We start from the raw sequence: 12,118 nt of genomic DNA on the forward strand, positions 1-12,118 counted from the left end.
TACTATGGGCATACTTAAAGCAGATCTCCATCTTCACAGTGGTGCTGATCCGAGAGACAAGCTAACCTATACCAACGAAGAACTTATTGATTATCTGGCTGCACATGGCTATGAGGTCATGGCGCTTACGCTTCATGATGGGTATGGCTATTCTCCAGCATTAGCAAGCTATGCACAAGCAAAAGGTATCTTACTCCTTCCCGGTATTGAGCGAACTATTGAGGGAAAGGACGTTTTAATCTATAATCTGACGAAAGATGAAGCCATACAGGTAAGAACCTTTCAAGATTTGCGTGCTCTGAAACAAAAGAATTCAGCTGTTTTTGTTGTTGCACCCCATCCTTATTATTTCATTGACAAATGCCTTGGTCAGAAGCTTATCCAGCACATTGATCTTTTCGATGCTGTTGAACATTGCCACTTTTACCTCTCTTGGCTCAATCCCAACAAAAAAGTAATACAGGTTGCTCGCCGTTATAATAAACCGCTTTTGGGAACCTCTGATGCTCACGCCTTTATGCAGATTGGTCATACCTATACAAAAATTCGGGCAGAAAAGACTCCAGAGGCAATAGCACAGGCTATCAGAAAGCAAGAGATAGAACTGGTGAGCAGACCACTGTCACTCTTTTTGTTCCTCAGGATTTTGTTTCATCTGTTTACCCGGGCGTTTACGCAAAAAAAATTTGCTACCGAAAAGTTTATATAGATGGATGCTCCTCTCTAATAAGTACACTTTAAACCTAAAGGACTACAAAATAAGGTTGGAAAGAGGGGGACTGGCGTGAGATTTGATCAGCTTGAACGGAGTCTTAAATCATCATTTTCTGCAGTACGACGAGATATCGAGCACGTGAAACATGCTCAACAGAAAGAAACTAGCGTACATGCTACGTATCTCAAGCAGCTTCAAGAAGAAAATACGATTTTAAAGCATAGTCTTGCCGAGCTCAAGGAACAACTTGAAGATGCACAACGCGCCTCAAGTAAACTTGCTGAGAATCTTAACAGCGTTGAGGATACCTTCAAAAAGCGCATCGAAGTTACCTTAGATGAGCTCCATGCTGAGCTTCAGTCAAAAGAACAGCAGAAAAAGCAAGCCAAGGTCATTGCAGATCTCCAACGAAAATGGGCTACATTTGAATCACTTCGAGAACATGTTGAACGCTCAAGTGTTGATTACCGAGTTCTTGAGCATACCTTTCTTTCGAAACAGGATTTTCGCGACGCGCAGCGTAAACAAGAACAGTTCAGAGAACAAGTTATCAAGCAATCGGTCTTGAAAAAAGACTTTCAAGAACAAAGAGAGGTTTTTAGTATCCAGTTGCAACAGATGAAGACTGAGCTCGAGGAACTTGAGGAGAGTTATCAAGAGCTTATGAAAAGCACAGCAACCTTCACACTCAAAAAAGATCATGAGCAACAGGTGAAGCAGGTAACACAGCAGCTTCAGGATCTCGTCAATCGTTTGCAAGCCTTGAAAGAAACCCAGCAACAGTTTAAGCAGCTTGCTCCTGAGGTTGACTCCTTAAAAAAGAAACACGAAGCGGTTAACCTCCAAGCATTGCAAAAAGAGGTTCAGCATCTCAAAACACAGATCATTTCAAAGAACGATGTCCTTGAAGAACTTGAGAAAACAAATACCAGTCTTCAATCATTGAAACAAGAGGTTGAGCTTGTTGATGAGATGCACCAGACTATTCTTGATCTTAAGGAGACATCAGCTTCAAAGAAGGAGATTGATCAGGAACTAGAGCAACTGAACGATCGCATTACTCAATTGATGGAAACCATTCGAAAAGGCGTTCAGGAGTATACTGTTACTGAGCCAGAGATGGTAGCAGCCCAGACAACCATAGCAGCAAAGATGACAAAGCATGAATCGTCAGGAGTTGCACGTAAGGTTGGAAATGCTATCCTTGATTTTTTTACCGAAGAAGTGGAGCTTGAGGTTAATGAAAATCAAACGCAGCAACGAAAAGAAAAAGACACGGTAAAAAGTGAAAAAATTTCGCTCAAGGCAAACAAGAAACATGAAGAGCGTAAAGGAAAAGAATCTGAAAAACAAAACAAAGAGTCATGGTTCAAACGTGTTGGTAAATCCTTTTCTCATTTTTTCGCCCAAGTAGTCGAGGATGAAGATGAAACCGTAGCAGAACCAAAACAACGTGCGAAAAAAGCAGGAAAAAAACCAAAAGCCTCAAAAAAAATCTCAGTTTCACCAAAAGAACAAATAGAAAAAACAAAACGATTCAGTGAGAGAGAAGCACCAAAGCCAGAAGCAAAAGTACAGAAAAAGTCAGCCAATGCAAAACCAGTTTCAGGAAAAGAAACACCAAAACGGCAAGCAAAAAAAGAAGAAAAGCTTCCTAAAGGCTGGAAGAAAGTTGAAAAGGTCAAACGAGTTGGTAAGGACGACGCACCGTACTATTACCAGGATGACTCACCTTAGTTCTTTTCGTTGTTTAATAATTTAGTATGAATATGTTTAGTTAGAAAGAGAAACGATTTCTATCTTTGGCTCTTCGGTTTTTTTCTGTTCTTCTTGTTCTTGCAGTTCTGAAGGAAGTCTCTGGATGTTCGTGGATGCTTCTTTCTGCTCGGTCATCGTTTCTTTAGTAATTTTAGTAATCTCTTCTGTCGCTGCTGAAGGCATGGCATCATTTTCTTCAGCTTGATTCTTCTCTTGTTCTTTTTCTTGTTCAAGAATGCGAAGCGTTAGTTGGAGTGCATTGCTTATCTGCTCTTCGAGTGTCTTTTTATTGCCGCTCAAGTCAATTTTGTTTACCTGTTCTTGTAGCTTCAAAATCTTTTCTTTTGCTTTTTCTTGTTGTCTCTGCAGATATTCTAAACGATACTCTGCATCAATCATATTTTTACGAGCCATATTCTGGGCAATCTTTCGTTCAAGCTCTGCACGTTTTTTTTGCTTCTCTTTGCATTGGAGGATGAGACTGAGGAGGTATTCTTTGGACAGTGCATCAATGGTCTCAAGTATTTTCTCTTTTTTCTTATCCTTTAATTCAATGGCTCCGGAGATAATGTCCTCTTTAATCTTAGGAAAGAAGTTAACGATCTTTACTTCTTCATCGGTATACAGTGCTGCGAGTGGATCAGTAAGATAATTGCTAAGTGTTAAGGATTCATTCAGGTATTCATACTTTTTGAGTGCCGGTAACACCATCGAAAATTGAAGATTAATGGTTGATTCCAGCTCTTTAAGAGTATTCTCCACTTTCTCACGCTCTGTAATGAGATTTTCATACATTTGGTAATCTGCTGCATCTTTACTTTTCGCTACGTTTAACTGAATTTTCTCTTTTTTCTGTTCCATTTCCTTCAATGCTTCTTGTTCGAGATTCATCTTAACAATAAACTCATGTTGGATTGTAATCCTTTCTCGGAGCTCTGCAATACTCGCGTTAATCTCATGCAGTTTTTCCATTCTTGATTGAGCCATTACTACGTTGATTTGCTGAATAATATCGCTTATCTCTTTCATACTCTTCATAGCCTTTCCCGATTCATGGGCAAAAAACTCTTGAAGCACGAGATAATTTTTTTGGGTCGATGTTCCAACACGGTTGATTTCGGCATTAAACCACACTAAGAAATCAGCAATATCCTGAGATCTTTCAGGTTGAGGCAACTTTAATCGTTCCAAGAATAATTGGTACTGCTTTACATAACTCTCTCGGTTTCCCTGCATAACATCAATTGCCCGTTGAGCAATATTCTTATTTTGGAGCTCGGCATTTTGTAACAGCAAAAACTGCTCATTTGCAGCAGTAATTTTTTCAGGCAACTGCGCAAGAAGCGGTTCTACCTGTTCCTTGAGTTTCTCTTGGTGTTTCTGGATTTGCTTCTCAAACCAATTGGGAAGGTCCTCAACATGAATGGCAATATCAGGTATTGCTTCTTCTTTTTGCTGCTTTGTTTGAAAGAGGCTTTTCAAGAACTTAAGCATGGTTATCCCCTCTGGGGTAGTTGTCGAGGTATATAAACTTTTTCAATTGATTCCGTCGTTTTAAAAACATTTATATAGGTTCTTTTTTTTGAAGTCTCCATGATATTACGTAGAAACTCCCGTTTTTCTTTGTACTCTTTTTTCTTTTGTGCTCGAATGCAGTTCCTTGTTCTTTTGTTGGTGCTTCTGCTGTTCCTCACTGCCTGCTCTTCTTTCTCACAGACTTCTGGAGTTGAAAGGAGTGTTGCGTCAATGCGTCAACAGGAAAATAAAAACAAGCAACTTGATGGTGTTCGTATTTATAATCTCCATGAACATATGCAGTATACTGAACTTGGTGAAAAATTCCTTAATGTTATGGATAGGGCAAATATCACCATGACGGTTCTTGTGGGAAGTCCTGAAGCAACCGTCCTTGAGGGGAGATCGGGCTTCACCGGATATGATGAGAACAATGCAGATCTTTTGCAGCTTGCTCGTCAGTATCCTGACCAGTATCAACTCTTTTGTACGATTTATCCGAAGGATCCGGAAAAATTGGAAAAGCTCAAACAGTGTATGAAGCAGGGAAGTAAAGGATTGAAGCTCTACAGCGGTCATTCGGTGATGTTTTATGATTATCCCCTGAATGCAACAGACATGTATCCGGTGTATGCGTATCTTGAAGAAAACCATATCCCTGTTATCTGGCATGTCAATGCAGGAAAGCCACAACTCTACGCAGAATTTGTCCAAGTCTTGGATGATTTTCCTGATTTAGTCATTAGTTGTCCTCATTTCTGTTTATCCAGCATTAATCTTACAAGACTTGCTGAACTCATGGAAAAATATCCTCATCTCTATACTGATATCTCGTTTGGATTTTTTGTTGAAGACGGTCTTAAACGGATCTCAACTGACCCTCAGAAATATAAGGATTTTTTCACTCGCTATGCAAGCAGAACCATGTTTGGCACTGATATGGTCATTACTGAAAATTCCAAGAAAACTGAGGATTGGATGTATAATCTTACTATGTGTTATCGTGATGTGCTTGAGAAAGAGCGTTATAACTGTTCTGTTGGTGACGACCTGCATTTAGAATTAGATGGATTAGTGCTTTCTGAGGATGTCTTAGCTGAAGTTTACCAAAACGCACCAGAACGATTTTTGGGAATTGTTCAATCATAATACGTAAACGTGAAATTCGGAAAGACCTTACTCCCTTCTTCCTTCCAAAACTTTCGTCCATCGGTACATTGCCTCAACTCTTTCCAAAGAAAGCCGTGGAAATGCTGGCTGAAACATTTCATGTATTTGTTTTGGTTCTAATCCAGCAATAGCTGCCATCCGTAGGGTTTCCTGTAATTTTCTGTCATCATAAATTCGTGCCCAGGCACACACACTACCAATCTCCTTTAAAGAAAGTGCAGGAAATCGTGGATGAAAGAGGTCATAAATCTCTCTGGTGCTAAGACCAGCAACATATGCCAAGCGCATGGTATCCTTATCCGCTACTGTTGGGCCCCCCATAAAATCTCCAAGATCTTCTTCAGTCCATCCAGGGAGTTTATCAGTGAACAAATCAAAAAGATCAGCAATGCTGTATCCTTGTTGATGGAGCATTCGTATTTGTCCGTCTACAAGGAATGCCGGTCTATGGTTGTCTCTATCACTTCCTGTAGCTTTTTTGCCACTTACTTCTCGTAGGATGTTCTTATCCATTTTCTCAGTTCTTTCTGCTACCTGTTGTGTTGCCACAACAACGCGTTCCCAGTACTGTTCTCGCACATGATCAACCCCTTGAGAGTCAATGAACAAGGCTCCCAAATCCTGGTCTCTGAAACGTCGGTAATGTTTGCTATTCCCAATCTCACGTAATCGCTGTCCTGCTCGGAAATGTTCTAACCCTGGATATGATTCAAGGCCACTGAGGTCTTCTGGATCAATCCCAGCATCGTGAAGTGCTGTTCGAAGTGTTTTGAACTGTTCAGCATCACTGGTACAAAGCTGATCATGCCATCGGCCTATCGCAAGTAATGAATCAAGACCATAGGCTTGAGTTCTCTCTCGCTGTGGTTCTGTTAATCTTCTTTGGAGAGCAAAGGCATGGAGCATCATTGGAGTAGAGCTCATGCTGATGTAGGTATAGACATCATACGCGGTGATTAACCATGCATGCATACGGTTTGCTAAAAATCCTGCTCGGAAAGCATCTTCCCTTGTTTTTGCTCCATATTTTTCTACTCCTATACCTGCATACATTTCAAAGGGACCAACACTACTCGCAATGGCAAGTTTTACTGCATCACGATAGGTCTCTTCTTGATGATATATCAATGCAGGAAAACGTGTTGCGAATGTTTCGAGACTTTCAAGTCCTCTTATGACTTCAATTGAATCTAGGGAAGGATCTTCTTCATCGAGCTGCGTTACGGCATGGGTTATATCAGAAAATGAAACTCGTCGAAGAAGCGGAAATTGCGTATGAACATAGACATCAGCAAAAAGGCCTAAGCGTGCTTCGCCTAATCTCGAGCCTGCTTTCGGAGAAGCTCCCTGAAGAATGAGTTCAAGGGCACGAATGCCTGTAAGTGTCAGTGCTTGTGCATCTTTTTCGTGTTGATCTAGTTTTTGGTGAAGACTCTTGCTTCCCATGACATATGCCAGAGTCCTGGCATCATTTTGGGCCAAGCCAGGAACAAAGGTATTTAAGAGGGCTAATCTTCCTTGATACTGAGGATTTTCTCTCCGTGCCTGAGTATTGATAAAGAGTACTGCATGATCTCCAAGATGCTGAGCTTCAACGTCAAAGAGTTCATCAAGCATCTTCACTACCATTGGTCCATAGGTTGAGAGGTAATCAAGCGAAACAACATCCAATGGATGACTACCAAGTTCTTTTGGTGGATATCTTAAAAAATCAATTTCTGTGCTACAACTATGGTTAATCGGTAATCCTTTTTCACGTGCAGTTGCTTCTGCAGCATGAAGGATGTTAGGATTATGATCAATCGCGAAAAGAGATGTTGGTTGGAATCCGGCTCTGAGGTAGACCTGTTCTGCTTCGATAGGGGTAGGACCACTTAAATAAAGTGCACGAAGCTTGTCTCGTGCTTTGGGAAACTGCTTACAGAGAAATTGATACATAAATTCGCGTGATCCTGCTTTTGCCTGGTCATAGGCAAATTGGGCAGGATCATAGGATGGTGAAACAACCACTTGGGCCATGATCTTACCGTTTTACTCTGTTTTTTCTTTTTTAACTGATCCGCCTTGTTGTGCAGCGAGGTAGGGATATCTCATAAACCTTTTGCAGTGCAAACAGTAGTATACCATTTTTCCTTGGTACAACCGTACACGACAATTCTTCCCAGGAACAAGAAATGAATAGCAATAATGACAAAACTGTCGTTTCCATTCTCGTGGAATGCTTACTTTGTACTTCATAGCAATGGTTCTTGCAAGCAGAACATAGCGATGAGCAAGTTGTGGATCTTCTTTACTTGCCTCCTTTGCTTGAAGAAACAGGATATCAATACGCTCTTGAGCAACCCTTTTCTGTCCCTCAGGCTTTTTCCGATGCCGTTGTTTTTCCCTTGTTTTGTGTAATCCAGGTTTTACGGTTTGTTCCTTGACATGCATAAGTACCTTAATGACCAAAAACTATATAAATTTAAGGGGAAAAGTAGTCTGTTATAGAGATCTGTAAGCATAAAGTAGAAAGCGGATCTTTATGGAGTTATGATGACCAAACATAAAGAACAACGGGTTGGAGTTTTTGTTGATGTCCAAAATTTGTATTATTCGGCAAAGCATCTTTACCGAGCAAAGGTTAATTACATTGAGCTTCTCAAAACTGCCGTGAACAATCGTAAGCTTGTTCGTGCATTTGCCTATGTCATTAAAGCAGACATGAAAGATGAAGAGAATTTTTTTGAGGTCTTAGAAAAGATTGGCTTTGAAGTGAGGGCAAAGGATTTACAGATATTTTATGGTGGCGCAAAAAAAGGAGACTGGGATGTAGGCATTGCCATGGATACTATCCGGCTCGCTGAAAAGGTTGATACCATTGTCCTTTCGAGTGGTGATGGAGATTTTAAGGATCTTGTTGAGTATCTAAAATCGCATGGATGTCGGGTAGAGGTTATGGCGTTTGGGAAAAGTTCTTCCTCATTGTTGAAGCAAGTGGTTGATGACTTTATTGATTTAGATCAAAACCCAAAGAAATATTTACGGTATGATCCTAAAATTAGGGTGCCTCCCTGAGTTTTCTTTACGTTGTTCTTTTGCTCGAACTTGAGGTATGATGGAAAAAAAAGCAGATACTATCGTTGAATCTAAAAAAACAATTCATGACCAGATTAAGGAATTCCAGGATGAGCTAGTGAAAACGCCGTACAATAAAAGTACGCAGCATCATATTGGATTGGTCAAGGCCAAGATAGCTAAGCTCAAAGAAAAGCTAGAGACAAGAGCAAGGCAGTCCAAAAAAGGTGAAGGCTACTCAGTCAAAAAGACAAATGATGGGACGGTTGTTATTGTTGGATTTCCTTCAGTAGGAAAATCCACGCTGCTCAATGCGCTTACTAATGCAAACTCTCCTGTTGCTGCCTATGAGTTTACAACCTTGACCGTCATTCCAGGATTGATGGAATATAAACATGCAAAAATCCAGATCTTAGATATTCCAGGGATTGTCCATGGTGCAGCCTCAGGCAGAGGAAGAGGGAAAGAGGTTCTTGGCGTCATGCGGAGTGCAGATATGTTACTGATTATTATCGATGTCTTTCATCCTGAACATTATCGTGCATTGATCAATGAAATTTTTGAAGCAGGTATTCGGATTAACCAACAAAAACCAGAGGTTAAAGTTACCAAACGAGCAAAAGATGGGATTCGGATAGGAAATACCGTTCCTCTCACCAAGCTGACGCATGAAACCATCCAGGCTATTTTTAGGGAATTTAAGTATGCGAATGCCGATGTCCTTATTCGTGAAGATATTAGTGATGATCAGCTGATTGATGTTATTAACGGAAATCGTGTCTACATGCCTGCTATTTTCGTGCTCAATAAAATTGATGCGGTTATTCCTGAACGATTGCAGCAACTACAGAAGGCATTTCCTTTGGATCTTTCTATATCTGCAGAAACAAAATACGGTATCTCAGAACTCAAAGAGCTTATTTTTACCAGATTGAAGCTTATGAAAATCTATCTGAAAGAGCCACAGAAAGAAGCTGATCTTAAGGTGCCTCTCATTATTAAGCAGGGTGCAACGATTACTGATGTGTGTCAGAAATTACATAAGGATTTCATCATGAAGTTCAAATTTGCCCGTGTGTGGGGCTCTTCGCGATTCCCCGGACAACGGTTGTTACGTACTGATTATGTCCTCCATGACAATGATATCTTAGAACTCCACCTCAAATAGGAGGTCATTTAAAGTAAACTGTTCAAGATTACAGCGCCATAAATGGCGCTGACGAAGTTGGGGGTTGCCCCCTCCGGGGTAACGAGTAGGATTTGCTTTGCAAATCCGTCAGCCGCCACTGGCGTGGCACGCTGCTTATTACTCTGATTCACAATGTTATCATGAAGCCGTTTATTGCACTCGGTATCGAAAGTACTGCACGCGAATAAATAGGAGATAAATAACTATAAAATACATCGTTATATCGTCGTAGAATCTCCGAGAGACGTGTAAGGCAGAGATACTTTTGGTGTCGGGATTGTTACAAGAGATGGAAGGATTTTAGCGAATGAAAAAGATAGCTATAGCTCTCCGAGCGGGGGAATGATTCCTCATAAAGTAGCAGATCATCATGTTCAGGTTTGTGATATTGTTTTGGAGCGTGCCTTATTAAAGGCAAAGCTCAGCATGAAGGACATTTCTCTGATTGTTTTTTCTCAAGGTCCGGGCTTAGGACATGCCCTACGCATTGGTGCTTTTGCTGCACGAACTTTAGCCGTCCGTTTTCATCTTCCGATTATTGGCGTAGATCATTGTATTGCGCATTTAGCTATTGGTGAATTAGTTACCTCTGCGAAAGATCCTGTACTCCTGTATGCGTCAGGCGCAAACACCCAGATTATTGCTTATGAGGGTAAAAAATATCGTATCTTTGGAGAAACTCTTGATCAAGGGATAGGTAATTTTCTTGATTCCTTTGCCCGTTATGCAGGCTTGGGATTCCCTGGTGGACCAAAGATTGATGCCCTTGCGAGAAAGGGAAAACATTACATTGCTTTGCCTTATACCGTCAAGGGAATGGACGTTAGTTTTGGTGGTCTCTTGACCAATGTCAAGCAGAAATACGATTCCCGAAAATATACGCTTGAAGATCTTGCGTATTCTATTCAAGAAACCGTTTTTGCCATGGTAGTAGAGGTTGCTGAGCGTGCCTTAGCTCACTGCAAGAAAAAAGAACTCCTGCTTGCAGGTGGTGTTGCATGTAATCAACGGCTTCAACAGATGTGTTCATTGATGTGTCAAGGACGTTCTGCACAATGTTTTGTTCCCCAGAATGAATACCTTCTGGACAATGGAGCCATGATTACCTGGCTGGGCATCTTAATACATCAATCAGGAAAGCGGATGGAGCTCCCTGAAACAGTCATTAAACCGTATGAACGGACTGATGATATTGAGGTAACATGGAAGTAAGGTTATTGTGACCAGATATAACAAACGTCAGTGAATCTTTGGATGAAACCATCTAACAAAAAATATATAAATGAGACCTACCTTCTTCCGAATATAACTTACTACGTACTATAATAGAAAACCTAAATGTTTAATATTATTTGTTAGGTTTTCTAGTATATAATAAAGGAAAAACCATATTAAAAACGATTGTCCTCTATTATATTACAGAACAAACGTATTCACCAAGGAGGGAGACCATGAAATTATTTTTAGATACTGCCGATGTTCAAGAGATTCGGGAAGCCAATTCCTGGGGAATTCTCGATGGCGTAACCACCAATCCATCACTTATTGCAAAGACCGGAAGATCATTTAAGGAGGTTGTAAAGGAAATCACCACTATTGTTGATGGTCCTATTAGTGCAGAAACGATTTCTGAGGATGCAAAGGGAATGATCGCTGAGGCAAAAGACCTCGCCAAGATCCATAAGAACATTTATGTCAAAGTCCCTATGTCCATCGAAGGGTTAAAGGCAGTGAAGGAATGTACCAAGCTCGGCATTAAGACAAATGTTACCTTGGTCTTTACCCCAAATCAAGCATTACTTGCAGCAAAAGCAGGCGCTACCTTTGTCAGTCCTTTTATTGGACGCTTGGATGATATCAGCCATGAAGGTATGGATATCATTGCTGAGATCGTCGTTATCTTCAGCAACTATGACTATCCAACTCAAGTGCTTGTTGCCAGTGTCCGGCACCCAAACCATGTAAAAGAGGCTGCAATGCTCGGTGCAGGTATCTGTACCCTTCCCTTCAATGTTCTTCAAAAGATGGTTCAGCATCCACTCACCGATAAAGGGATTGCAACATTCTTGGCAGATTACAAGAAAATTCCTAAGAAATAGCATTGTTCTTCTACCACCCCAACTTGCGGTCACAAATGGTGACTTCAAACTATCGAGTTAGTCTTACAAAGAATCTTAAGATTTTGTTTTGCTATCCTTTCCTTTAATATCCTTCAATGTTGTCTCGAGGAAGACGTGTTTTCTGAAGAGTTTGCATCCTGAACAATCACCTTCTTTACACTCTTTGGGAATGGCACATCCCATCTCTTTTGCCAGCAATTTTATCTCCATGAAGAGTTGTTTAAGTCGTGCTCCTTCTTTGGTTAAGCGGTAATATACTCGATTATTCTTTGTTTCTCGTATAATAAGATGAAACTCGCTGAGTTCTTTCAGTCGTTTCGATAATAAGGTTGGATTAACCGATCGATCTGCCATGGCATCCAACTCATTGAAGCTTAGGGGTTCTTCGTTAATATTGTAGAAGAGTGCATAGGTCCATTTCTTTCCAAAGAGATGATGGAGGTCTACTATCCCACATTTTTCTCTGGCTTGCTGCATATGACTACAAAAAAGTGTAGGTATTATTTAAATATTATTGAGGCTTGATGAATATCTTCTTTGTTAAGGGGGATTTTTCATGTAGGGAGATTGCTCTTGAGCATTACTCTCCCCAAA

General features: G+C 40.6%; 11 protein-coding genes. 7 read left to right on the plus strand and 4 right to left on the minus strand.

The features are described from left to right. Nucleotides 1-4 precede the first annotated feature (4 nt). Both HYW21_04420 and HYW21_04425 read left to right on the plus strand, forming a co-directional pair. Complete coding sequence (locus tag HYW21_04420; GenBank protein MBI2548568.1) at nt 5-709, plus strand: PHP domain-containing protein; 705 nt, start codon at nt 5-7, stop codon at nt 707-709. A 75-nt stretch (nt 710-784) separates the two neighbouring features. Then, the gene (locus HYW21_04425; GenBank protein MBI2548569.1) at nt 785-2,452 is read left to right on the plus strand and encodes a hypothetical protein; all 1,668 of its coding nucleotides are present in this window, start codon (nt 785-787) and stop codon (nt 2,450-2,452) included. Between the two features lie 36 nt (nt 2,453-2,488). On the opposite strand, the gene HYW21_04430 is transcribed toward HYW21_04425, so the two are convergent. Further along, on the minus strand, nt 2,489-3,967 hold the full coding sequence (locus tag HYW21_04430; protein MBI2548570.1) for a hypothetical protein: 1,479 nt from the start codon (nt 3,965-3,967) through the stop codon (nt 2,489-2,491). A 99-nt stretch (nt 3,968-4,066) separates the two neighbouring features. Between HYW21_04430 and HYW21_04435 the strand changes: the two genes are divergently transcribed. Next, a complete protein-coding gene (locus tag HYW21_04435) occupies nt 4,067-5,137 on the plus strand; it encodes an amidohydrolase family protein (protein ID MBI2548571.1) in 1,071 nt (356 codons plus the stop codon). Between the two features lie 27 nt (nt 5,138-5,164). Here HYW21_04435 and HYW21_04440 read toward each other — a convergent pair whose 3' ends face one another. Together HYW21_04440 and HYW21_04445 are read right to left on the minus strand one after the other, a co-directional pair. Further along, nucleotides 5,165-7,177: a hypothetical protein gene (locus HYW21_04440; GenBank protein ID MBI2548572.1), complete on the minus strand. Its 2,013-nt coding sequence runs from the start codon at nt 7,175-7,177 to the stop codon at nt 5,165-5,167. Nucleotides 7,178-7,189: 12 nt separating this feature from the next. Next, a complete protein-coding gene (locus HYW21_04445) occupies nt 7,190-7,591 on the minus strand; it encodes a ribonuclease P (protein MBI2548573.1) in 402 nt (133 codons plus the stop codon). 102 nt (nt 7,592-7,693) lie between these two features. Between HYW21_04445 and HYW21_04450 the strand changes: the two genes are divergently transcribed. From HYW21_04450 to fsa, 4 genes are all read left to right on the plus strand, one after another. Continuing rightward, nucleotides 7,694-8,215, plus strand: coding sequence for an NYN domain-containing protein (locus tag HYW21_04450; GenBank protein MBI2548574.1), 522 nt, complete (start codon nt 7,694-7,696; stop codon nt 8,213-8,215). 40 nt (nt 8,216-8,255) lie between these two features. Continuing rightward, on the plus strand, nt 8,256-9,383 hold the full coding sequence (locus tag HYW21_04455) for a GTP-binding protein (protein ID MBI2548575.1): 1,128 nt from the start codon (nt 8,256-8,258) through the stop codon (nt 9,381-9,383). 297 nt (nt 9,384-9,680) lie between these two features. Beyond that, nucleotides 9,681-10,616, plus strand: a complete 936-nt coding sequence (tsaD, locus tag HYW21_04460; GenBank protein ID MBI2548576.1) for a tRNA (adenosine(37)-N6)-threonylcarbamoyltransferase complex transferase subunit TsaD — start codon at nt 9,681-9,683, stop codon at nt 10,614-10,616. A gap of 239 nt (nt 10,617-10,855) precedes the next feature. Continuing rightward, nucleotides 10,856-11,503, plus strand: coding sequence for a fructose-6-phosphate aldolase (fsa, locus tag HYW21_04465; protein MBI2548577.1), 648 nt, complete (start codon nt 10,856-10,858; stop codon nt 11,501-11,503). Between the two features lie 75 nt (nt 11,504-11,578). Here fsa and HYW21_04470 read toward each other — a convergent pair whose 3' ends face one another. After that, a complete protein-coding gene (locus HYW21_04470; GenBank protein ID MBI2548578.1) occupies nt 11,579-12,001 on the minus strand; it encodes a helix-turn-helix transcriptional regulator in 423 nt (140 codons plus the stop codon). Nucleotides 12,002-12,118: the final 117 nt, after the last annotated feature.

The sequence above is a fragment of the Candidatus Woesearchaeota archaeon genome (assembly GCA_016187565.1).
Lineage (GTDB): Archaea > Nanobdellota > Nanobdellia > Woesearchaeales > JACPJR01 > JACPJR01.

Bases quoted from the DNA above. Each gene is read 5' to 3' on its own strand.
- HYW21_04420 (MBI2548568.1), top strand. From the start codon at position 5: ATGGGCATACTTAAAGCAGATCTCCATCTTCACAGTGGTGCTGATCCG.
- HYW21_04430 (MBI2548570.1), bottom strand. From the start codon at position 3,967: ATGCTTAAGTTCTTGAAAAGCCTCTTTCAAACAAAGCAGCAAAAAGAA.
- HYW21_04435 (MBI2548571.1), top strand. From the start codon at position 4,067: ATGATATTACGTAGAAACTCCCGTTTTTCTTTGTACTCTTTTTTCTTT.
- HYW21_04440 (MBI2548572.1), bottom strand. From the start codon at position 7,177: ATGGCCCAAGTGGTTGTTTCACCATCCTATGATCCTGCCCAATTTGCC.
- HYW21_04445 (MBI2548573.1), bottom strand. From the start codon at position 7,591: ATGCATGTCAAGGAACAAACCGTAAAACCTGGATTACACAAAACAAGG.
- HYW21_04450 (MBI2548574.1), top strand. From the start codon at position 7,694: ATGACCAAACATAAAGAACAACGGGTTGGAGTTTTTGTTGATGTCCAA.
- HYW21_04455 (MBI2548575.1), top strand. From the start codon at position 8,256: ATGGAAAAAAAAGCAGATACTATCGTTGAATCTAAAAAAACAATTCAT.
- fsa (MBI2548577.1), top strand. From the start codon at position 10,856: ATGAAATTATTTTTAGATACTGCCGATGTTCAAGAGATTCGGGAAGCC.
- HYW21_04470 (MBI2548578.1), bottom strand. From the start codon at position 12,001: ATGCAGCAAGCCAGAGAAAAATGTGGGATAGTAGACCTCCATCATCTC.